We start from the raw sequence: 23,708 nt of genomic DNA, 5'->3' as shown, positions 1-23,708 counted from the left end.
TTAAATTCTATACACCTTCAAATGATTACTCTTGATGATTACTATTAAGCTTTGAAACTTTCTTACCTTCTCTATAATCAAGACAAGACACTTCAATTAATAAGCCATTAAATACTGTAAAATAAAAACCATAACTACTACCTCGCATCGAATAAGGTTCCTTATCTATTTCAATGCCGCCTGCTACTAAACGATTATACGCTTGATCAACTTCATTTGAAGTATCCACTAAAAAACCAATATGAAAAGCTTCAGGATACATAACTTCCTTATTTCCCTTAAATGCTTTTGGATCGCTCAGCACAAGTATAAATCCACTTTCATCACTCATCACTACTAGTGCCTTTCCCTTTTGCTCCAAAAATTGAAAATCAAAAAATGTTTCAAAGAAATGTCTCGCTTCTGATAAATCATCAACACATAAATTCAAATGATTTAACTTCATTCACTCATCTCCTTTTAAGCAGAGGGTATGTAGACTCATTTTCATAACACTTAAATATGCAAGGTAAGATATTCAAGCGTTCCGTCTAAGACTATGCTTTATAAGTCTAATACTTTTCTCCATAGCCTAGAACGTTTTTTATGACTGCAATTATATAAACCGTTCGACGTGAAATATTAATGTACCTATATAAAATAGTCTCATTATTTATTTTCCAGATTGTGTAGAACCCACTCAACCAGGAAAATTGCTGAAGGGATGCGCTCTGTTGTATCACCTAAAAATAGCTTATTAAGTAACTCATCTAAATGAATTGGCTTATTCGGCAACGTTTGAATATACCTTAAAGCAGATCCCGCTGGCGGTACTGGCTTATTATTAATAGCCCATATCCCTTCTAACAATGTCCAAGTTGACGTATGAACTAAGTATGAAGCTTTTAACTCATCATTTGCTTTTAAAGCAGATTGAATTTTAATAAGCGAACTATGCAACCAATGAGAAATGCCCTTCATTTTGTCACTTGAAACACGATAGTTTTCAAATTCATATGTAGCTATTTCCTTTAACTTTTTTAACTCACCGCTTTTATCAAACAAAATTTTCCCTTCTAGAAATGAGTATAGTTCCATCGGATTGTTTTTAAAGTTTACTTGAATTTGATTAAAATCTGCACCCTTATATTCAACTAAAATATCTTCTCTCATTTCAGAATGAAATTTCTTCTTTTGTCCGTCTTCTAAAAGAATATAGAAGTCTAAATCAGATTCAGGATATGCATCGCCTCTTGCAACAGATCCAATTAGCATGAATCCATTTACCTTTTCCATAGATAAGACTTCCGCTACTATTGTTTGCACTAATTTTTTATGTTGTTCATATGTAATGAATGCAAGTTTTTCTATCATTCCCATCCCCCCAGTAATAAAAAAGAGGATACATGATTGCTTCTACAACATGTATCCTCTGCTTGTATATTACGACTGCTGATAAGCCGCTTTTGATGATTTCACATAATAAACTGCGTGATCCACATTAATGATATGATCTGGTTTTGGTTTACCACGGCCCGCTCTATGTCCAGCTAAGTGTTCTTCACTTGTTTCCCAGTTTTTCCATGCTTCTTCAGATTCCCAGCGAATCATAACGACTACTTCTTCGTCGCCGCGTCTTACTTTTTTCACAAGAACACTTAAGTCAATAAAGCCTTCAAATTTTTCAATAATACCTTCTCCAGTAAAACGTTCTACAACTATATTTGATGTACCTTCTTTTACTGTAAATGTTTTCGTTTCGATAAACATATATCCCACTCCTTCATTGTAATACGAATACTACTATTATAGTTGATTATGATAATTATTTTCAATTATAAAGTTTAAATTTTTCGAATTATGCTGTTTTCTCTTCTATCGCCTCATCTAAAAATTTGAAATATGGGAGTAAGATTCCGATTAAAGAAGTGACACATATAATTGAACCGATAATAAAGTATAGTGCTCTTACTCCCCACATTTCACTCAATATGCCCCCTACTAACACACCTAACGGCATAGCGGATCGTATGAAAAATAATCGCACCGAAAATATTTGTCCTATCATATTGTTCGGAACTGATTGTTGGCATATCGTTGTGTTATAAACATTGAAAAATGCAATACAAACACCTGCAACTATTTCAATTATTACCGCCATTACAATACTGTGGTTAAAACCTAGCGAAATGTATGTGAGTCCCCCGATAAACAATCCTCCAAGCATAAGTATACGCCTGCTTTTATATGTTACTTTTCCGACTAGTATAGATCCAACTACATAGCCAAGTGGGAATCCGGCCATAAAATAACCAAATTCCGCATATCCCGCTGACAGCTCGTCTTTTATATAAGGAAGATTTGTAACCATCGTTACCCCAACTCCAAATTGCACGAAAGTAAGAAATATACCGAGCCAAACGATGATTGGTTTTGTAAAAAAATATGTAAAACCGTGAAGAAACTGTCCAAGCCACGTTTTCCGAATAGGTTGCGACGTTCTATTTTCTTTTATATAAAGTAAGAAAGCACCACTAACAAATAAACAAATGCATACGAAAGATAATGTAAGTTCTGTTCCAATGAAATGAATGACTACTCCGCCTAATACTGGCGCAAGAAACATCATAAGGCGAGTCATTCCATCAATGTACGCATTTGCATCTTGAAGTTGTTCTTTCCCTACAATGCTCGGTGTAATTGCTTGACTTGCAGGTGTATAAAGTGGTGTAATAAGTCCCACTACAATTTGAACAACATAAATGTGCCAAACTTCTATACTACCCGAAACTAGCATCACCAAAGGTAATAAAAATACGGACGCTCGTATCCATTGTGAAAAAATCATAATCCACTTCCGGCTCCATTTATCAATAAATGGGCCGCTGATTAATTGCAGTATGAGTGATGGGATGAAATATAATAACCACATACTACTTAAAGCCATTTCTGATCCTGTTAACTCATATACTAGAATTGAATTACATAACGTTCCGAAAGCCCCTCCTAATTCAGAGATTGCACTACCAATCCACATAAAAAAGAACGAACGATTTTTCAATATATTTTTCAATTTCACACACCAACTTTTCTTTTATATTCCTCCCTTTATGTACATTCTCGTTGTTAATTATCTATTCAAAAACATATCTAATTCTTTCGCTAAAGACTGTACTGCTTTCTTTCTTAATACATATTTTCCGTCATGTATATCAACTAACTTCGCTGCACGTAACAATTTCAAATGATGGTGTACAGTCGATTTACCGAGTTGCAATCTTTCCGTTATTTCCTGTAATGTACGTTCTTTTTCAAACAACATTTTTACAATTCGCAATCTCGCTTCATCTCCAAGAGCCTTATGTTTTTGAACTAAAAAATAATTCGGTTCATACGGATCTTCAGGATGAATACTTTCATTCGCAACTGGATAATGAAATACTTTCGTATCATCAATATCTGCTTCAATATTCCACGGTCTGTACGTCATTTGCGGAATAAGAAGTACGTGATGAACACTTGGCTCTGGCATATAGTTCACTCCGCCAGTCGCCCACTCGACAAACTCTTCCGGCTTCATCTTTTTATTCATTTCATTTTTTGCTTCATAATCTCGTTTTAATATAGAAAGTATTTCTTCTTCCTCACTCTTAATTACACTCTCATACCACCCTGTCATTACAGCGATTAAATGAGATTTCAGCACTTGTACATCTACATCACATATAAAGCGAATGTACGTAGAGAAAAAATGATGATCATGTGTTAATTCCTTTAGCTCATGTATTGCAGTTCCATCTCTACTTGCGGCTAAACGTCTTTTTTTCTCATATTTCTCCCCTAAAAACGGTAAGCATGTATACTTCAAATCTTCTTCTGAAAGTGAATCGATTTTAGCATGAAACTGCGATACACCCTGTATGTCTTCTTCATACAACAACTGAAGCAATGCTTTCCACGTATTATTTTCTTCGACAAATTGTAAGTGCTCTCTCATTTCTTCTGTTAATGATTTCTTAATTTCTTCCCATTCATTTTGACTCTTTTCAAGTGTATCAATTAACCTCTTATGAGTAATTGCTGCAATGCCAAGCGCACATTCGAAAAGTATCGAATATTTCACTTGAACGTTATAAGTTTCCCTCTTTCTACTCGTTATGTGATAGACCTCCATTTTTATCCCCTCCTTGTTTGCTATATATTAAATTCTATTTTTATCGAATTTAACCTTCTATATTTTTAGAATTATTTTGCGACTTCAAAAAAACTCTAATCAATGAGCAAATAGAGAAAGGTTTATACTCTTTTTCATTCTGACTTAATTAAAGCCTTGATTATTAAGTATCATATTAAAAAGAAGTTTTTTAATGGCTCTGTTATAAGTTGTCTTTCACCCTCTTGTGCAACTATAGAAAAGGTTTATTGAAGAGAAAAGAGAATTGGTTTTATGAAGAAAAATGAACAGGAGGCTATACGAATGGGAAGAAAAGAAATGTTGCAAAATGGAGTCCAACAAGTTTTTTACGAAGAAGAATGGTACCCACCAATATCAGAAGCGTTAAAGAATCTTACGGTTGAACAAGCATGTTGGCAACCAGAAGGTGCTGCCAGTAATACGATTTGGGAAAATGTGAACCATTTATTAATCTTTAAAGAACGCCTACTTTCCCGCTTACATGAAGACGACACATTTGTTGCTCCACAAAATAATGATGAGACGTTTATCCAAGGTGGACCTAATGATGATGCCGCTTGGCAGCAAACCGTAAAGCGAACGCTTCAAGTACATGATGCCTTACAATCTTCATTAACCGCCCTTCAAGAAGCAGAACTAGATCAACTAAGTCCTTCTCTACCAGTTTGGCAACAATATATGAATATCCTTTTGCATGATGCTTATCATACAGGACAAATTATACAGCTTCGGAAACTTCAAGGTTCATGGCCAACTCACCGTTCTTATTTATAAAGTGAAATTTTAATCAGCTCTTACCAATCGGGATTTTGCGGGCAGCCCATCCCCACCTCACTTCTTTGCTTTCCTTGAATTTTGAGGTAAAAATCTTACTGCTCGTTAATCCGGAATAAACGATGTTTAAAATCGCATACGTTTAATATCCAACAAAACAATTGAAAACAGCTAATTGTTCGATAATTACTACGATTGCTCAAAATAAAGCAAATTAAAATACATTGATTCCTAACATAACTTACATGCTTCATAACTTCTAATCATAATCCAAATTTGGAAGAATAGATGCTTTTTTATATACAAATAATAACTCTCAAGGAGTTGTTGACATGTATTTCATATTGAATATGTTAGGGATTTTCGTTGTCATATTAATCATTTTCTTATGTTCGCCTAATAAAAAACATATAAAATGGAGACCAATTGTAATTCTCATCCTATTGGAGCTTTTTATTACGTGGTTTATGTTAGGCACAAAGCTCGGCAGTATTATCATTAATAAAATTGCGTCATTTTTCAGTTGGCTACTAGCATGTGCGAATGAAGGTATTCGATTTGCATTTCCTTCAGCTATGGAAAGTCAGCACATTGATTTCTTCTTTAGTGCGTTACTTCCTATCATTTTTGTTATTACTTTTTTCGATATTCTTTCTTATTTCGGAATCTTAACTTGGATTATTGATAAAGTAGGTGCAGTTATTTCAAAGATTTCTCGTTTACCAAAGTTAGAAAGTTTCTTTTCGATTCAAATGATGTTTTTAGGAAACACCGAAGCACTTGCGGTTGTTCGGGATCAATTATCTGTTTTAAAAGAAAATCGATTATTAACTTTTGGAATTATGAGTATGAGTAGCGTTAGCGGATCCATTCTTGGTGCTTATTTATCAATGGTTCCAGCAACATATATTTTCAGCGCAATCCCATTAAACTGTATTAACGCATTAATTTTAGCCAATGTATTAAATCCTGTGGAAGTTTCGAAAGAAGAAGACGTTGTTTACACACCTTCAAAACATGAAAAAAAGGATTTCTTTTCTACTATTTCAAACAGTATGTTAGTTGGGATGAATATGGTTATCGTTATTTTAGCTATGGTAATTGGTTATGTAGCTTTAACAGCATGTTTAAATGGGATTTTAGGATTTTTTGTAACGGGGTTAACAATCCAAAAAATCTTCTCCATTATCTTTAGTCCTTTTGCATTTTTACTCGGTTTATCAGGCAGTGATGCTATGTATGTAGCTGAATTAATGGGGATCAAAATAACGACGAATGAATTTGTTGCAATGATGGATTTAAAATCAAACTTAAAGTCGCTACAACCGCATACGGTTGCGGTTGCAACGACATTTCTAGCTTCTTTTGCTAACTTTAGTACAGTAGGTATGATTTACGGAACTTACAATTCATTATTTGGCGGAGAAAAATCATCAGTCATCGGTAAAAATGTTTGGAAGCTTCTTGTTAGCGGGATGGCTGTTTCTTTATTAAGTGCTATGCTCGTTGGGCTATTTGTATGGTAATTAATTTTTATAATAAAAGACACCCAAGCCAATTGAGTGTCTTTTATTATTATTTTCGAATTTGCCCATTTCCACGAATCACATATTTTGTAGAAGTTAATGCTGGAAGCCCCATTGGTCCTCTTACGTGTAACTTTTGTGTACTGATACCAATTTCCGCTCCGAATCCAAATTCGGATCCATCTGTAAAACGAGTCGATGCATTATGATAAAGTGCCGCGGCATCTACAGAAGTAAAAAACTTGCTGACGTTTTCCTCGTTTTCAGTAATAATTGCTTCAGAATGCATAGATCCATACGTATTTATATGATGAATCGCTTCTTCAACAGTGGAAACCACTTTCACTGCTAGTGTGAGAGATAAAAACTCAGTTTCCCAGTCTTCTTCTGTCGCAAGTAAGATAGAAGAATCAATCGCCACTGCTTTATTATCACCACGTAGCTCCACTCCTCTTTCCTTCAAGGAAGAAAACAACTCGCTACCATATTGCTCTGCCCAATTCTCATGAAGTACAATCGTCTCAATTGCATTACATACAGATGGACGCTGTGTTTTTGCATTTATAATAATATTAAACGCCATTTGTTTATCTGTTGTTTCATCAATGAATATATGACAATTTCCCGCACCTGTTTCAAGTACTGGAACAGACGCTTCTCTCACAACAGTATCGATTAATTGTTTGCCACCTCTTGGAATAAGAACGTCTAGATAATCCTTCATTGTAAACAACTGCTTCGCGCTATTTCGCGTTGTATCTTCTATAAGCTGTACGCTTTCTTGAGGTAAGCTTGTTAGTTTGAGCGCTCTGTGAATAACGGCAACGATGGCCTTATTAGAATGAATAGCAGAAGAACTACCACGTAATATGACTGCGTTTCCTGTCTTCAAACAAATTGTAGCTGCATCCACTGTTACATTCGGTCTTGCCTCATAAATCATGCCTATAACACCAAGTGGTACGCGCATCTCCTGAATAGATAGTCCATTTGGCCTTTCCCATGCACTTACACATTCTCCTACAGGATCACGTAATTCAATTAGCTGCTTAATCCCCTCTGTCATATCAATAATACGATTTTCAGTTAGCAGAAGACGATCAAGGAGTGAATCAGAAAATCCTTTTGCCTTACCTTCTTCAATATCCCTCTTGTTTTCTTCTAAAATATAAGCTGTTTCTAATATTAACTGATCAGCTATTGCGGAAAGTGCTTCATTTTTTTGCTCTGTAGATTTAAGCACAAGCTCTCTAGCAACCTCTTTTGCTTTTATCCCCTTTGCCAACACTTCATTCATTTTTATTTCCTCCTTTTTAAAGTGAAACCCAATGATCCCTATGGATGACTTCATAACTATGTCTCTCGCCTCTTACTTGAATATCTTGGCTTTGCATACCTTTTACATCTCTTAGTTCCTCTGCACTATATGTGCATTGTCCTTTTCCTATTACGCGCCCTTGTTGCGTTACAACCTCTACAACTTCACCCACTTGGAAAAATCCTGATACATTCGTAACACCAGCTGGAAGTAAACTCTTACCATGCTGAATGATGGCAGTAGCTGCCCCAGCATCTACTTCAATTTGTCCGCTAACAAGCGAATGTAAGGCAATCCATTGCTTGTTCATCTTCATTTCTTTTTGAGGAGCATTACCAACATACGTTCCATCACCCTTACCCTTCAAAACATCTACAAACTTTTCCTGTCCACGTCCTGTTCCGATAAATACACTCACACCAAGAGAGAGCGCTGTCTTTGCAGCATCGATTTTTGATTTCATACCGCCAGTCCCAAGTTTTGAGCCAGCATCTCCTGCAAGAGAAGAAATTTCTTCCGTAACTTCAGGAAGAAAATAATATTTTTTTGCATCCGCATTTTTCTGAGGATTTTTGTCATATAACCCGTTCACATCCGTAAAGATCATGAGCATATCCGCCGAAACAAGCCCGCTTACTAAAGCTGACAGCATATCATTATCACCGAACGTCAGCTCCTCTAAGGAGATGGAATCATTTTCATTAATAATTGGAAGAGCGGAGCGGTTTAATAATTCTCCTAACGTAGCGTAAGCATTACTATATTGTTCTTTTCTAGAAAAATCACTTCTCGTCAGCAAAAGTTGCGCAGTAACGATGCCATATTTACGGAATTCCTCGGTGTACGCCTGCATTAACAAACTTTGTCCGACAGCTGCTGCAGCCTGTTTCCCTTTAATCGTTACAGGTCTGCTAGGATATCCTAGCGCTGAAAAACCTGCAGCGACGGCTCCAGATGTAATTAACACAACCTCGTGCCCATCTTCTTTCAACCGAGCCAATGCGGCAACGTGATCTGAAAGCTGTTCTGTAGAGATGCCTCCGTGACTATCTGCCAAGGAACTACTCCCAATCTTTACAACAACTCGTTGTTTTTTCACTTTTTTATCCCCCAAGTCTAAAATCAAAGTTTTTTATAAATTACACTTCATTCACTTTGTAACTATATCTATTCTCATCAATGCTGCAATGAAGTATTTAAGAGCAAAATAAAAATGACCGCTTCGCCCTTAATAAAATAAAAAGGACGAAACGGTCATTGTTCCGCGGTACCACCTTAATTGATATACATAGATATCCACTTGGTGCCTATAACGCAGGCGAACGCCTAAACTTTCATTTAAGACTCAGGGATAGGTTCGATATATTCTATACGAGGAATCTTTCAGCCGGTGAATTCCACTCTCTTTCGCAAGAAGACATATGTACTAGTTCCCTTCAACGATTTTCAATCTAATTTTTTTATATTATGCGATATAGTTCGATTCGGTGTCAAGAGGTATTTTTAAAAATAAATAGAGCCGCAAGTTATTTGTATGAAATTATCTCCCTACTGAATGAAAATACAAAATGATATAAGTTTAACTCATATTCATAAACATAAAACCTTACATTATAGTGTATATATTTACATAATGTCGAATATAATTAATTTTTATCTTTTAGTGTTGCAAAAAGGAATATATTCTCTTAGAATGTTTCTTTATATTGCACAGGGATGTTATTCTTATTCTAAGAAAATAATATCAAACCGATATAATTGATTATAAAAGGAGCAAAATTGAGTTATTATGGATAAACAAATTGGATTCATCGGTTGCGGAAATATGGGAATGGCTATGATTGGCGGAATGATAAACAAAAATATAGTGTCTTCAAATCAAATTATTTGTTCAGATTTAAACACTGCTAATTTAAAAAATGCTAGTGAAAAATATGGGCTAACTACAACTACCGACAACAATGAAGTAGCTAAAAATGCTGATATTTTAATTTTATCAATCAAACCAGACCTATACGCGTCAATAATTAATGAAATAAAAGAAGTAATCAAAAACGATGCTATCATCGTTACGATCGCTGCTGGGAAAAGTATTGAAAGTACTGAAAATGCCTTTAATAAAAAAGTAAAGGTTGTAAGGGTAATGCCTAATACTCCTGCTCTTGTTGGAGAAGGAATGTCTGCATTATGCCCGAATGAAATGGTGACAGAAAAAGATTTAGAAGATGTACTAAACATTTTCAATAGTTTTGGTCAAACAGAGATCGTAAGTGAAAAATTAATGGATGTTGTCACATCCGTAAGTGGTTCTTCACCAGCTTATGTATATATGATTATAGAAGCGATGGCAGATGCTGCTGTACTAGATGGTATGCCAAGAAATCAAGCATATAAATTCGCTGCTCAAGCTGTGTTAGGCTCTGCAAAAATGGTACTAGAAACAGGAATACATCCAGGTGAATTGAAAGATATGGTTTGTTCTCCTGGCGGAACGACAATAGAAGCTGTAGCAACATTAGAGGAAAAAGGACTGAGAACAGCGATTATTTCAGCTATGCAGCGTTGTACGCAAAAGTCTGTTGAACTATCTGGTCAAACTAAAAAGTAAAACTGTAAAAGAGATCGCGTTAGCTATGAATTCATATGAATTTAATTAGAAATTCACTACATGATAAACGGCCAAACTCATATATACTTGAGTTTGGCCGTTTCAGTTTTAATTATATTAAAATAATTTCATTCGAATCTTCTTTACAGGTTCTGTTTTATCCCTTACCTATTCCCTACTATGATTGTGTAATTTTATTAGAAACTAATAATTTTTCAATGCATTTCGGTAACATATCTAATAGCGTTTCAAATGCGTAGTTTACATCTAGACGTTCTGTCCATTGATGTGCATCTTTTCCTACCGGCCCCATATTTAATACTGGAACATCAAACTCTTCTAATTCCTGAAGCGGAATTGAATAACCTTTATCCCATAATGGCATATTGTCTACAAGCGAACTCATTGAATCCAGTGGATACTGCAAGCCTACATAACTTAAATCTGAAATCCCTCCAAAATAATTTTGGTTTTCAAATGTAATTTTATGATTGTAGTGTGCATACTTTTCCATTTCTACAACTACCTCTTTTATTAAAGGATTGTTGCGTGAACTCACAGCTGGATAGTACGGCGGAGCGAAGAAAAGTACAATCATCGGTGCCTTTTCTTTACATAAAATCGCTAATTTATCTACTAAATCAATGGTTACCGCACGATCATCTTTATCTCCTCTATTTTTTATAATATTAGATTGAATATGATTTATTTTTTCTCGTCCATGTTGCTCAATTGCATATGTGATAAGCTCTTCATAAGTTAATACATTTACTTTGAGATTAGGTGGTATAAATGGATTATATTTAGAAAAACGATATGCATGTTTTTCATACGACTCTTCTATTTTCTCTGCTACTTTCGTTACTTTTTGACGTAACAATGAAACTACATCTGTCATTGATTTTTCTAATAAAAACAAATTAAATAATGTAACTGCACGATGCGGAATTTGTACAGAATAATCCTCTTTTAAGTCCCTTTGAAGTAAGTTAGTTGGCGGAGGACTCGCTTCCCCTTCTACAATATCACAAAGGTCTGTGTTTAACTCTAATTCTGCTGTTATTAATGAAGCCATATAACTCCCATTTACCCCTGCAAAAGGTTCACCTACATGTGTCTCTTTTCCGTAGCAAAGAAAACCAGGTAACACTTTACCAATAGAGCCAGTGTAAATATACTTATTTTGGTCACCAGGATGTCTTGAAAACATAGGCTCTGAGTTTAAGACCGTTTTATAATCTAAGTTATGCTCTCTTGCTAAATCTAACAGTCTCGGAACAGCGGCCCTCATCCCTACAGAATTTACTTCTTCATCTGGTACAGCCAATAAAAGAACATTCCCATCAAATCTTTCTTCGCAAGCTTGCTCAATCATTGCCATTTGTAATGCGAGGCCGCATTTCATATCCATTGTTCCTCTACCAAACAGCCATTCTCCATGTTCTATATCTTCACGTACATGGTCTGGAAGTTCATCTTTATGAGAATAAAACATAGATGTTAACTTTTTAGGATTAAATGCATCTTCTTTCCACATTCCGTAATCTTGTACATCTACAACATCAAAGTGACTTACTAGAATTACAGTATTTTTTGTACTATCGCTTTTCTTTACTAGTGCTGTAACAAAATATCGTCCGTCCCCTGTCGGATTTTTTTGCAAATGGTGCGGTTTTTGTTTGAAATACTGTAAGTCAGATAATTGTTCCACAACAAAGTCCGGCAATATTACTTCAGCTTCGGAACCGGTAATACTAGGAATTTCAACAAGACTGCTTAATAATTGAACCAATTGTTCTTTTGATTGCCACTTTGACATATAAATCCCCCTATTTTCCGCATTATGAAAACTAATTCCATTATATGAATAAAAAATGACGACAGCTATCAAAATTATAGTTCTGATGTACTGCCGATTTTTATTGATATTTCATGAGCCGCTTGTTTTACCTTGCTAATAAGGAAAGATAGTCGATCATCATTAATACGATGACTAATTAACCCAACACTTAATGCTCCTACTACTTTATGATTAAATCCGATAATAGGTGCAGCTACTGAAGCTGTCCCTTCTGTTTTTTCACCATAACTGACAGCATATCCTTCATTTTTTATTTGCTTTATTTGATTAAGAAGAATTTGCTTTTGTTCTGGTAATGAAGGAAGTAAATACTCTACAATATGTTCCATTTCATTCGTTTTCATATTGGCAAGCATCGTTTTATTTGCAGCACCAATTGAAAGTGGAATTTGTTCTCCTAGATTATCGATAACTCGAATTTTTAAAGGACTATCAATTCTTTCAATGATAATAGAATGTGTTCCGTTTGGAATATTCAAATAGACACTTTCTTCCACTTCAGAAGCCAAACGTTTCATCACTTCTCTTGCAACAGATCTATAGTCTACCTTCTCCAATTGACGCAACCCTATTTCCATCCACATTGGTCCAATTTTGTACTGTTTTGTCTCTGTAATTTGTGTAACTAACCCATGCTCCATTAGAGAGTTAAGTAATCTGTGTACTGTACTAACCGGGAGATGTGTTCCATCAGCTATATCAGAAATAGCCCAATACTCTTTTTCATTTGTAGAATTCAATAATTTAATAATACTTATCGCTCGATCAATGGACTGTACCATAACTCGCCTCAACTTTACTCGTAATATGTTAGTACGCTTAATTAACTATCAATTTAGCAAACATTCGAAATGAAATCAATCTATTTATTTAATTTTCTAACAATAAAAACATATCACTAACAACGAATTGAAAACGCAAACAAAAAAATATTGACTTTTCCTTTTAATTATCTGAAAATTATAACAAGATTTCACATCACGGAATACATTCCATAATACGGAAAAACATCAAACATTCTTCTATCAACTACGAAAGTGAGGAAAACAATGGCGCAAGTAAGCAATACAAACAATGAATTAAAACGTACGATGAAAAGTAGACACTTATTCATGATTGCACTCGGTGGTGTGATTGGAACCGGGTTATTTAACGGATCTGGCTTTATTATAAGTCAGGCTGGACCTGGTGGATCCGTACTTGCCTTTATTGCTGGTGGATTATTAATGTATTTCGTTATGCTATGTCTTGGTGAACTTGCTGTAGCCATGCCTGTTTCAGGTTCTTTTCAGGAATATGCTACTAAATTCATCAATCCTGCAACTGGCTTTACAATCGGATGGTTGTATTGGTTAAGCTGGGCGAATACGACCGGTCTTGAATTTACAACTGCCGGTATTACAATGCAGCGCTGGTTTCCTGATATTCCTGTTTGGGTTTGGTGTTTAATATTTGGCGTTACCATCTTCACTATTAACGCATTATCTGCTCGTAGTTATGCAGAAACAGAATTTTGGTTTTCAAGTATAAAAGTATCTGCCATTATAGCTTTTATAATTCTTGGTGGCGCCGCTATGTTCGGTTTTATTGATTTAAAAGGCGATGAACCAGCTCCACTTCTTTCAAATTTCGTAAATCATGGTGGTTTATTTCCGAATGGACTTGCAGCTATTCTATTAACAATGGTTACAGTCAATTATTCCTTCCAAGGTACAGAGCTTGTCGGAATCGCAGCAGGTGAAAGTGAAGATCCAGCAAAAACTTTACCTCGTTCTATTAGAAATATTATATGGCGCACAATGTTTTTCTTCGTCTTAGCAATCTTTGTTCTTGTTGCTTTAATTCCTTGGGAAGAAGCTGGATTAACAAAGAGTCCATTCGTTGCTGTTTTTGATAATATCGGTATTCCATATGCAGCTGATATTATGAACTTTGTTATTCTTACTGCTGTTCTTTCTGTTGCAAACTCAGGACTATACGCTGCTACTCGAATGCTTTGGTCTTTATCAAAAAACGAAATGGCTCCAGCATTTTTAAAGAAATTATCATCACGTGGGATTCCTCTCAACGCTTTAATCATGACAATAGCTATTTCTGCTTTTTCTCTTTTGACAAGTGTAGTAGCTGCTGAAACTGTTTACTTGTGGCTCATTTCAATTTCCGGAGTCATTACCATTATTGTTTGGATGTCAATTTGTGTTTCTCAATTCTTTTTCCGCAAACATTATTTAGCAGACGGCGGAAAATTAGAAGACTTAAAATTTAAAACGCCACTTTATCCACTCGTACCAATTCTTGGTTTTGGATTGTATGGCATTATATTAATCAGTCTTATTTTTATCCCAGAACAACGACTTGGAATCTATTGCACTGTCCCATTTATCATCTTTTGCTACACTTACTATCACTTTAAAGTTAAGAAAAGAAATTCTACTAACACTCATAGTGAAACTAAAATTAGCGAGACTTCGTAATATTTGACTATACATAAAAGACCACACATGGCGTTTCACTTCATGTGTGGTCTTTTTTCATTATTTTAATATGATTTCATCTGAATTTAATGAATATATCCCCTTTCCTACAAAAGTAGTAGAGTGTTCATTTAAACACTTACTACCTCAGTGGGATTTATCACATTCCAATTTCAATATAATAGTAAATAGGTATATCGGATATAGATGTACATTACTAGGCTTATACATATTTCAACTTTAGAATTATATTCACTATTCAATTGGTAGTTACCAATAAAGAAAGGAATGATCATAATAATACAGAACATATACGAGACTCATTTACATGTAAGAAATTTAGAAAAAGCGATAAATTTCTATCAAAACAAGCTAGGATTAACGTTAGCAAGAAAACTCTCCAAAAGAAGAGTGGCTTTCTTTTGGGTCGGAGAAAATAAACAACAAATGCTTGGACTATGGGAAGTACATAACATTGAAGACTTTGAGCCGAGACATTTTGCTTTTGGTGTAAATTTAGAGTTTTTAATGACTTCTAAAGCGTGGTTAGAGGAACGTGGAATAGCAGTGATAGGAAGTCAAGGAAAAGGAAATCAAGAGCCAATTGTCCAAAGGTGGATGCCTGCTGCAAGTGTATACTTTCTAGATTGTGATGGAAACAAATTAGAATTCATTTCTATGTTACATGAGAATCCAGATGAATTAGAATATGCGTCCTATTTAAGTGTATGGAATGCGGAACACCAAGAAAAATGAATGGAATTTTCGTTCAAGTCTTTTCTTATTTTTGGATATAATGTTGTACGATCCCCCCTTTTACTATGAATTTGTTAACATAATGCATTTACTGTCATCTTATATTTGTACTTACGTACGAGCAATTCCTAATCTGCTTCAATTACAATTTGAATTATGTAAATTTTCCTCTTATCTGGCATCTACTCTTTAAACACAAACTCCCCTTAAATCGAAAATGATTAAGGGGAGTTTTATATACGATGCAATTATAGTTCAGATTTCACTCGAACAGAAACATTATTTTTAATTATATTTTTGACATCTTTAAAGCTAACAAAATTGTTACTTTTCTCATCCCAAAGACGGAAACGTAGTGATTGTAAGCTTGTAGCAAGCGTAATCGTTGGTACATTTTTTAACGGAATCGTATTATTGTGTGCCTCTTCTAGTTTATAGTTAGGTACCCTTGGGCTTAAATGGTGAACATGATGGAATCCAATATTACCAGTTAAGAATTGCAAAATTTTAGGAAGCTTATAAAAAGAACTTCCTTCCACTGCCGCTTTCACATATTCCCAATCTTTATCCTCTTCAAAATAAGAATCCTCAAATGTGTGCTGTACGTAAAACAGCCAAATCCCTACTGAACCTGCTATTAAGAATATAGTACCATGTACTAACAGAAACGATTGCCACCCAATTGCCCAGCAAAGTATAGCTACTACAGCAACAATTATAATATTCGTCAAATAAGTATTCATACGTTCTTTCTGCCTTGCACCTTTTCGGTTAAATCTATTTTTAAGCAAGAAAACATAAATCGGACCTAATCCAAACATAACGAATGGATTGCGATATAAGCGATATGCTAAACGAAGTCTAAATGGTGCAGCTACATATTCATCAACTGTAAGCGTCCAAATATCCCCTGTACCCCTCTTATCCAAATTACCACTTGTAGCGTGGTGAATAGAATGTTCATGCCCCCACTGATCAAATGGGAATAATGTTAAAACACCCATACACGTTCCAACTATTCTATTTGCACGTCGACTTTTAAAGAACGAATAATGGGTGCAATCATGAAAAATAATGAAAATTCTTGTCATAAATCCAGCGGCTAACAGTGCTGGAACTAATGTTAACCAATAAGAAACTGACAAACTTTTATAAGCAAGGTACCATAAAATAATAAATGGCACGATTGTGTTGATCAGTTGCCAAACACTTTTTTTAATCGTTGATTTTTCAAAAGGAGCAACTTGTTTTTTTAAATTTTTAGTATTTTCTAAGGTCATTGTTCTAATTCCTTTCCTTTTTGTTGCTAATTCATATTATAGCACACTATTAGTATCAGGTGTTAAAAGTAGCTATAATAAATATTATATACTATGAAAATCTCTTTTTTCTTACTCATTACTTACAAATTACTTACGCCCAAAATAGCTTCTATAATTGGACAGGCGGAGTATTTTATTTATAAAAGAAACTTCGAATTTTCCCAATAAGTACATAAAAAAAACAGCAAGTTTTTTCACAAGAAGAAAAAAGCTGCGATAAGTCAGTTTCACCGACTTATCGCAGCTCCTCTTCGTTTTACCTTATTTTATCGATGAAGCCACACTGCACCTGCAGACTTGTCTTCAGCTTGGCCTACCACTTCAAACTTCAGTCCTAGTTTCGGTAACTTACGTCCTGCATCAGGAATAATACTGTTGATGTATTGCTTAGAATCATCAAATTTTGCCACTCCTGGTAATCCTTTATAATCGAAGATACCGCGAGTTGGTGAATTTACTTTCCATGCTGGTGTTTGATCAAATGAGAATGCCGCATCGGCAATTTGGTAACGCGTACTGCTCTTCACAGTAGGTTGTCCGTTTAATGTCCCTACAATTGCCTCTGGATGAGAATCTACTACTCCTAAGAACCCTTCACCTGGATGAACGCCTACCCAGTTATCTGTAAAGCTTTGATCCGCATACCATACAACCATTCCTGTATTAAATACTGGGCCACGTGCATGTTGTAACGCAGTGTCAGAACCAGCGTAATTTCTCCACTCTACATAGTAATTATGTTTTTTCTGTTCAAATCCGTTAGACACAGTAAAGCCTTTTAACGTCATTGCTGGCTGACCTTCTGCATCATCAGAGAAAACAACTTTTCCATCTACAGTTAATGCTGCATTATCTAACGCAAACCCTTTATAAGCTACTGCAATATCTGTTAAGTACTCAAATTGCAGTTTTACTTTTTTTCCTTTGAATTGGCTTAAATCGTATGATTTATCAACCCACTTACCATCAGTTGTATCCGCGCCGCCTTTTACATCTTTTTCGCCCATTCTATCAATGCGTGTCTTCGTTCCATCTTCTGCAATCGCATATACGTCAAGGAAATCATACTTCGCTTCAAGTTCGTAAAATGCCTTATAATCGAACTTAGCATCCTTTGCATTTGTTAAGTCAAATACTGGTGTCTCAAGTGTTGTATGAATGTCATTTCCTTTTGTACTGTAATAGAACTTCTTACCAAACGCTGATTCGATATTTTTTATATCTTTGTCTGGCAAGTTAACACGAACGATTCCAGGTCGTTTAGATTTTGTAGTACTTTGATCTACATATGTCGCAACACCGATTCCTTTGCTAAGTTTGTCATAATCTACTTCAAGGATATTCGCCCAGTTCCCCTTCATATTCTTTTGGAAAAACTCTTTATTTTGTGGTGAGAAACTCGTTGGCTCTGTTCCTGCAATTTTTCCAGCCCAGCTACCACCACTCATAATAGACCATGACTCAACAGGTTCACCTTGTCCTGAGTACTTTGTATCATATTCATCTGGTAAGCCTAAATCATGGCCATACTCATGTGCAAACACACCAACTGCCCCGTCTTCAGGCTCGATTGTATAATCATATGCAGCCATCTTTCCGCCCCAGTTCGAAACAGAAGATTTCGTGCCATCAATTGCATATGGTTTTGAACCTAGTTTTGAACGATGTGACCAAATCGCATCATCTTTCAATTTACCGCCGCCAGCTTCTTGACCAACGCCAGCATGTACAACCATTAAATGATCAATAATGCCATCTGGCTCATTTTTATTTCCATCACCATCTTGATCGTATTGATCAAATTGGTCATAGTCTGCTAAATTGATTCCTTTTGCTACCGCTGCTTTTAATGCTTCTTTCACAAAATCTTTTGGTCCTAAAGGCCCCTTGTTATCATGCCCAGTACCTGCATCAGCACCATAATCTGATGCTTTTCCTGGAACAGTAAGCCATTCTGTTACAGTCCCATCAACTGTGTAGCTACCACCAGATTGTTCTTCATAATATTGCTTAAATGTGTTAATCTTCGATCCATCAAATAAAGTAAATGGTTCATCACCAAATAACATTTTTTGATAATGTTCACGATTAAAGTCTTTAGAATACATGTATCCTGGCTCTTGATCAATATTGTTATGCTTAAAATCGCTAAATTCTACAAGTAAAACAAGTACTTTATCTTTTCGAACAGCTCCATTGTATTCTTCTTGCTTCGCTGATGTAGTAGGTACTTTTCCATTTAATTTCCCAGGGTTCAATGCTGCACCTTGTCCAGCTACCGGGCCTACTTCAGGCTGCTGCGCCTGTTCATTTTCCTTCATTTTTGCATCTTTTACTTTTTTCATAAAATCAGAAGCTTCTTGCGTAAGACTATCTCCTGTTAAGATTTCTTTCCCAGGGTTTTCCCCTTTCTTTTTCTCAACATATTTTTCGACAGCCTTTGACGTCTCAGCTTGCGATGCAGATTGATCAATTACCCCCCGTTGTTTTAGCGCTTCAGCCAAACGCTCCTCCGGTATTAAGTGCTCATCTATTGGTAGAGATGATGTTGGTGTCTCAGCATACGCTGCGTGACCTCCAAAAGCAAACGTACTACTTAGTACTGCTGCTGTTGTTAATACCGCTAATGGTTTTAATTTCTTTTTCTTTTTCAATGTATTTCCTCCCCAGTGTCTGCAAATTATCGTTTTTTGCCGATAACAACATAATATTCGTTATAATACGAATATTCAATCTTTTTCAACAAATAAAATGTTGAGAAATATTTTTTATGCAGGGTGAAATACATAAGATAGAAAAACAAACTCACCTATAAATAACAGTGAACTTTTTTAGTAAAAATAAGAATTAAATATTTTCTATACTACTTAATCTATGGGTTACCATATTACTCACTAATCTCATTATTACAAGCTAATAGTGGTTCGTACATCATTATAGCGTGATTCTCTGTTACATATTGATCTTCTATTAACTGTTTCTGTAGATTATATACTTTACGTTGAATCACATTATGTCGTATATAACCGCCCCAGTATGCAGGTTGAATTGAGTGTTCTTTCTCATACACTTCATATTGATAAAGTTGCGGATAGACTGTTCTCCATTCACCAACTAAATGTTCATCTGTCATATAAAGGTGAAGTTGATACGGTTGATCCGTTTCATTTTTAATTTGTAAATCCAAATAGTTATAGGAACAAGTTGCCCCACTCCCAAACGGTTGAGTTCGCCTAGAATCAGGAAAGACATCAAAGCTATGACGATATCGTTCGGTTACTGTCAGTGTTGTATGTAGAGTCATCCAATATATTAAATTTGAAAGCTGACAAAGACCTCCTCCAATACCTGATTGAAAAGATCCGTAGTGTAATACCATACCTTCTACATACCCTTTTTTCCTCATTGGCTTACCTATTAAACGCCAGTAAGAAAATGTTTCTCCCGGTCTAATGACGATACCATTTAGTTTTTTAACAGCAATTTTCAAATTAACAACCTTATTCTGTTGATACCACATATCTACATCTTTGAGCTTACGAAGTAATATTGTTTGGTGCTGAATTGCTGTACAAGGTAGCTTTTCTTGTTGGAACCTTTTTGCATATGTTTTTCCGTCTGCTAACCACTGAATGTGCCTCTTTGTAGAGTAATACCACTTACCTAGCATAATGCGATACTTAGACCGCTGTTTAGGACGTAAGTGCACTATATTCATTTTATTCCCTCTCTCTTTCTTCAACTAAATTCTAATATATTTCTAATTCAATAAATTACAGTTTTCTTAACTGCATAATAATTTTCGCAAAAAAATAATAAATTTACTCTAGTGGAGATTTTATTTTGATGATTGCTTTATAATTATATAAAACTGAGCTTCAATACAATAAATTGAAATAAACACATTATAAATATAACGGATAACCTTAAATAAAAAATAATGAACATTAAAGAAATTCTAAAGTATTAATATATTTTTCGTAAATATTAATTGATAACCCATTAGACTTTACTATATGTATAACTTCTTATTCTACAAAACGAAATTTTTTAATGTAAGAAAAAACTATACTTTCCCTTTAACATTGATACCAGTCTCATATGGAAAACTTTACAAAACAATTCGAACACTTACATTTAGAATAAACACAAAAAATTGCCACCAGTTAGCTTAACTGGTTGGCAATTTTTTAACGAGAATGCTTTACAAATAGTTGAATTGCTTCTTCTGGTACATAGCACTTTCCATTACTCTCTACAATAATACTTCTTAATTCATACCCTTTACCATTGATACGAATTATATTTTTGTTACCAAATAATTGTGCTTCTACTTTATTATGTTTTACTACCAGTAACGGGTTTGCTCCTTCGGTTTTGTTGGCTGTTACAGTTGCACCAATCTTCTTAAAGGCTTGTTCACTCTCTAAAAATATTTTATTCGTTACTTCTTCTAAGTTAAAGCCCATCGCTTTCGCCATCGTCTTCGCAATGTCTGTATTTTGGATTAAGCCTTCTGGTTTTTGAGGTCCATAAGAATGTAAGAATACATCCTCACCTGTATGTCCTCCTGTCGTAAAGCCGATATTTGCACGATTAGCCAATAATGTAGTAAGAATTCGTCCTACATCCATTTTCTTTTTTGCCGCTTTTAATTTTTCTTTTTCATCATGAGTTAGATTATCCAAACCGTATAGTTTAGCTACATCTTCTACATTTGATAAATCAGATTTCAGTTTATTTATAGTTCCTTCAAGTGTCATTTTCGCCTTTTTCAATGGATCAATGTATGCAGAAACCGGTGTAGTATTGTATCCTTTTGTCGTATTCCTATTCCCTATAGAGATGCCGCTGTTACCATGATCAGTTAAAGCGATGAGCATCGTATCCCCATCTTTCTTCGCAAATTGTAACGCCTTTGCTACCGCTTCATCAAATGCCAATATATCACTAATCATCCCAATTGGATCATTCGCATGGGCTGCCCAATCAGGCTTACTACCTTCTATGAATAAAAAGAAGCCATCTTTATCTTTTGATAATGTTTGAATTGCTTTTTCTGTCATTTGAGAAAGTGTTGGTTGTTCTGGGTTTGTTGCTATACGATCCGTATCAAACGCAAGAGCATGATGTGAGAAAGAGCCCCAAATTTTATTAGATTTGGAGTTCAATAACGCATCTTTCGTTTCAACAAAATCGTATCCTTTGTTTTGAATCACCTTTACTAAATTTTCACCATCTTTTCGGATTCCATTACTTTGCATAGGTAACAGCGCCGCTTTTCCCCCGCCTAATACGACATCTATATTTTGATATACTTGCTGCTTCGCAATTACGTCAAATTGCTTGCGATTGACATGGTGAGCCGAGAATCCCGCCGGAGTAGCATGCTGAATTTCAGATGTAGCAACAATTCCAGTTGCACGACCAGTACGTTTTGCACCTTCTAATACGTTTGCGACCGGCCGTAACTTGTCCTCTTCTTTTATTGGCTCTAAGCTAGGCGAACTTACAATAGAAGGTAATACACCTACATATCCTGAATTTGATTTATTTCCAGTTGCTAATGCTGTTGCTGCTGGCGCTGAGTCTGTAATAGCTGATTCCGCCGAAAACGTACGAACTCCTCCTGTTACAATTTGATCTAACGTAAGCGGTGCCCCTTTATACCAGCGAGCCAATGTTGTCGCCGTTGAACTCGTTCCGTCCATAACCATCATAATTATATTTTTAGGCTGATGTTCTACTTTTTTCACCTTAGCTTTGGCTGCATGATAATTCATCATACTTTCCGTACTTAATACGCTTACTATTATAGCTGCCACTAATAGCAACTTTTTCATCTTCACACCATAATTCAACATGATTGTTCCTCCATAAACTTTGCATTCATTTAAATACACACTATTTCCTTTTCCATACCAAAACCTACATATGTTTTATTAGTTCCCAATTCTCATAAAGCTAACAATAGTTACTTTCCCTTTCTTTCCTTTATTAAATATCGGTATGTATCATCTATCTTATAAAAAAGATTTAACATCCTTTTCATTAATTACTTGTTTAACAATAAATCCTCGATCAAAAGAAATAAAAATTTATTGTTAAACAATAAATTCCGTGTTAAATTAATAAGATATTAAATAAATGAGGTGCTTTTTATGAAACAAGGATCCACACTCTTTTTAAAGACCGTTGTGATTCTGATCGGAATCCCCGTTCTTGCTATGTGCATTTTTTTAGTCCCTAAAATAGGAGCTTTCGTTGCAGAATTATATCCAGATATTGCATATATTAAATATCTTGTATTTATCAATTTATATGCAACAGCAATACCTTATTACTTCGCACTGTACCAAGCATTTAAGCTTTTAAACTATATTGATAAAAATAACGCATTCTCAGAGTTATCTGTTCAAGCTTTAAAAAATATTAAGTACAGCGCATTGGCAATTAGTGTATTATATGTATTAGGTATGCCACTTTTCTATCTCGTGGCAGAGAGAGATGACGCCCCTGGCATTATTATTATCGGAATGATTATGATTTTTGCTTCAATGGTAATCGCGGTCTTTGCTGCCGTTCTCCAAAGACTATTAAAAGATGCTATAGATATAAAATCAGAAAATGATTTAACGGTCTGAGGTGAATAATATGGCAATTATTATTAATATTGATGTAATGTTAGCAAAAAGAAAAATGAGTGTAACAGAACTTTCGGAGAAGGTTGGAATTACAATGGCTAACCTTTCTATCTTGAAAAATGGAAAAGCAAAAGCAGTCCGTTTTTCAACTTTAGAAGCAATATGTAAAGCATTAGAATGCCAACCGGGGGATATTTTAGAATATCAACCTAAAGATACCGAATAAAAAGAGTCCTTCATACGAGTAATGG

The 23,708-nt window shown here is 35.1% G+C and carries 20 protein-coding genes and 1 other annotated feature; of the genes, 7 read left to right on the top strand and 13 right to left on the bottom strand.

The genetic code is table 11. From position 1 onward, the window contains the following. Nucleotides 1-25: 25 nt before the first annotated feature. From GBN91_RS17045 to GBN91_RS17025, 5 genes are all read right to left on the bottom strand, one after another. Complete coding sequence (locus tag GBN91_RS17045) at nt 26-445, bottom strand: VOC family protein (RefSeq protein ID WP_000773081.1); 420 nt, start codon at nt 443-445, stop codon at nt 26-28. A 203-nt stretch (nt 446-648) separates the two neighbouring features. Continuing rightward, nucleotides 649-1,353 carry a nucleotidyltransferase family protein gene (locus tag GBN91_RS17040; RefSeq protein WP_000570640.1) on the bottom strand — a complete coding sequence of 235 codons (705 nt, stop codon included), beginning with the start codon at nt 1,351-1,353 and terminating at the stop codon, nt 649-651. Between the two features lie 69 nt (nt 1,354-1,422). Beyond that, nucleotides 1,423-1,749, bottom strand: a complete 327-nt coding sequence (gene hmoA, locus GBN91_RS17035) for a heme-degrading monooxygenase HmoA (RefSeq protein ID WP_000469496.1) — start codon at nt 1,747-1,749, stop codon at nt 1,423-1,425. An 88-nt stretch (nt 1,750-1,837) separates the two neighbouring features. Continuing rightward, entirely contained in the window at nt 1,838-3,058 is a 1,221-nt protein-coding gene (locus GBN91_RS17030) for an MFS transporter (protein ID WP_098955660.1), read from the bottom strand. Between the two features lie 51 nt (nt 3,059-3,109). Further along, on the bottom strand, nt 3,110-4,153 hold the full coding sequence (locus GBN91_RS17025) for an ArsR/SmtB family transcription factor (RefSeq protein WP_016077529.1): 1,044 nt from the start codon (nt 4,151-4,153) through the stop codon (nt 3,110-3,112). A gap of 303 nt (nt 4,154-4,456) precedes the next feature. Between GBN91_RS17025 and GBN91_RS17020 the strand changes: the two genes are divergently transcribed. Together GBN91_RS17020 and GBN91_RS17015 are read left to right on the top strand one after the other, a co-directional pair. Next, nucleotides 4,457-4,948 (top strand): DinB family protein, encoded by a 492-nt coding sequence (locus tag GBN91_RS17020; protein WP_000532733.1) that lies wholly within the window; start codon nt 4,457-4,459, stop codon nt 4,946-4,948. A 332-nt stretch (nt 4,949-5,280) separates the two neighbouring features. Continuing rightward, complete coding sequence (locus tag GBN91_RS17015) at nt 5,281-6,474, top strand: NupC/NupG family nucleoside CNT transporter (protein ID WP_000273596.1); 1,194 nt, start codon at nt 5,281-5,283, stop codon at nt 6,472-6,474. Between the two features lie 49 nt (nt 6,475-6,523). Here GBN91_RS17015 and GBN91_RS17010 read toward each other — a convergent pair whose 3' ends face one another. Together GBN91_RS17010 and proB are read right to left on the bottom strand one after the other, a co-directional pair. Then, nucleotides 6,524-7,771 carry a glutamate-5-semialdehyde dehydrogenase gene (locus tag GBN91_RS17010; protein ID WP_152121844.1) on the bottom strand — a complete coding sequence of 416 codons (1,248 nt, stop codon included), beginning with the start codon at nt 7,769-7,771 and terminating at the stop codon, nt 6,524-6,526. 16 nt (nt 7,772-7,787) lie between these two features. Next, nucleotides 7,788-8,891 carry a glutamate 5-kinase gene (gene proB / locus GBN91_RS17005; protein WP_006924529.1) on the bottom strand — a complete coding sequence of 368 codons (1,104 nt, stop codon included), beginning with the start codon at nt 8,889-8,891 and terminating at the stop codon, nt 7,788-7,790. Nucleotides 8,892-9,030: 139 nt separating this feature from the next. Continuing rightward, nucleotides 9,031-9,241: a binding site (T-box leader), on the bottom strand. Nucleotides 9,242-9,581: 340 nt separating this feature from the next. Here proB and proC point away from each other — a divergent pair. Further along, nucleotides 9,582-10,400, top strand: a complete 819-nt coding sequence (gene proC / locus GBN91_RS17000) for a pyrroline-5-carboxylate reductase (protein WP_000360725.1) — start codon at nt 9,582-9,584, stop codon at nt 10,398-10,400. A gap of 178 nt (nt 10,401-10,578) precedes the next feature. Here proC and GBN91_RS16995 read toward each other — a convergent pair whose 3' ends face one another. Next, entirely contained in the window at nt 10,579-12,219 is a 1,641-nt protein-coding gene (locus tag GBN91_RS16995; RefSeq protein WP_152121842.1) for a M20/M25/M40 family metallo-hydrolase, read from the bottom strand. Between the two features lie 74 nt (nt 12,220-12,293). Further along, complete coding sequence (locus tag GBN91_RS16990; protein WP_000250758.1) at nt 12,294-13,043, bottom strand: IclR family transcriptional regulator; 750 nt, start codon at nt 13,041-13,043, stop codon at nt 12,294-12,296. A 267-nt stretch (nt 13,044-13,310) separates the two neighbouring features. Here GBN91_RS16990 and GBN91_RS16980 point away from each other — a divergent pair, with 267 nt between their 5' ends. Both GBN91_RS16980 and GBN91_RS16975 read left to right on the top strand, forming a co-directional pair. Beyond that, on the top strand, nt 13,311-14,735 hold the full coding sequence (locus GBN91_RS16980) for an amino acid permease (protein ID WP_000079991.1): 1,425 nt from the start codon (nt 13,311-13,313) through the stop codon (nt 14,733-14,735). A gap of 297 nt (nt 14,736-15,032) precedes the next feature. Then, nucleotides 15,033-15,491, top strand: coding sequence for a VOC family protein (locus GBN91_RS16975; protein ID WP_025687456.1), 459 nt, complete (start codon nt 15,033-15,035; stop codon nt 15,489-15,491). Nucleotides 15,492-15,739: 248 nt separating this feature from the next. Here the strand turns inward: GBN91_RS16975 and desA are convergent, their stop codons facing one another. The 4 genes from desA to GBN91_RS16955 form a co-directional block, all read right to left on the bottom strand. Beyond that, complete coding sequence (desA, locus tag GBN91_RS16970; protein ID WP_061113204.1) at nt 15,740-16,771, bottom strand: Delta(5) desaturase DesA; 1,032 nt, start codon at nt 16,769-16,771, stop codon at nt 15,740-15,742. Between the two features lie 308 nt (nt 16,772-17,079). Continuing rightward, nucleotides 17,080-19,467: an immune inhibitor A domain-containing protein gene (locus tag GBN91_RS16965; RefSeq protein ID WP_000727446.1), complete on the bottom strand. Its 2,388-nt coding sequence runs from the start codon at nt 19,465-19,467 to the stop codon at nt 17,080-17,082. A 233-nt stretch (nt 19,468-19,700) separates the two neighbouring features. Continuing rightward, complete coding sequence (locus tag GBN91_RS16960) at nt 19,701-20,531, bottom strand: VanW family protein (protein WP_152121840.1); 831 nt, start codon at nt 20,529-20,531, stop codon at nt 19,701-19,703. A 472-nt stretch (nt 20,532-21,003) separates the two neighbouring features. Continuing rightward, a complete protein-coding gene (locus GBN91_RS16955; RefSeq protein ID WP_000935918.1) occupies nt 21,004-22,677 on the bottom strand; it encodes an alkaline phosphatase in 1,674 nt (557 codons plus the stop codon). A gap of 297 nt (nt 22,678-22,974) precedes the next feature. Here GBN91_RS16955 and GBN91_RS16950 point away from each other — a divergent pair, with 297 nt between their 5' ends. Continuing rightward, the gene (locus tag GBN91_RS16950; RefSeq protein ID WP_049108109.1) at nt 22,975-23,457 is read left to right on the top strand and encodes a DUF2975 domain-containing protein; all 483 of its coding nucleotides are present in this window, start codon (nt 22,975-22,977) and stop codon (nt 23,455-23,457) included. Between the two features lie 10 nt (nt 23,458-23,467). Beyond that, nucleotides 23,468-23,683 (top strand): helix-turn-helix domain-containing protein, encoded by a 216-nt coding sequence (locus tag GBN91_RS16945; RefSeq protein WP_000974623.1) that lies wholly within the window; start codon nt 23,468-23,470, stop codon nt 23,681-23,683. Nucleotides 23,684-23,708 lie beyond the last annotated feature (25 nt).

Source organism: Bacillus sp. B1-WWTP-T-0.5-Post-4 (genome assembly GCF_009183795.1).
GTDB classification, from domain to species: Bacteria; Bacillota; Bacilli; order Bacillales; family Bacillaceae_G; genus Bacillus_A; species Bacillus_A cereus.
Note: the sequence above shows the minus strand (reverse complement) of the source record. Positions and strands in the feature narration are given on the sequence as shown.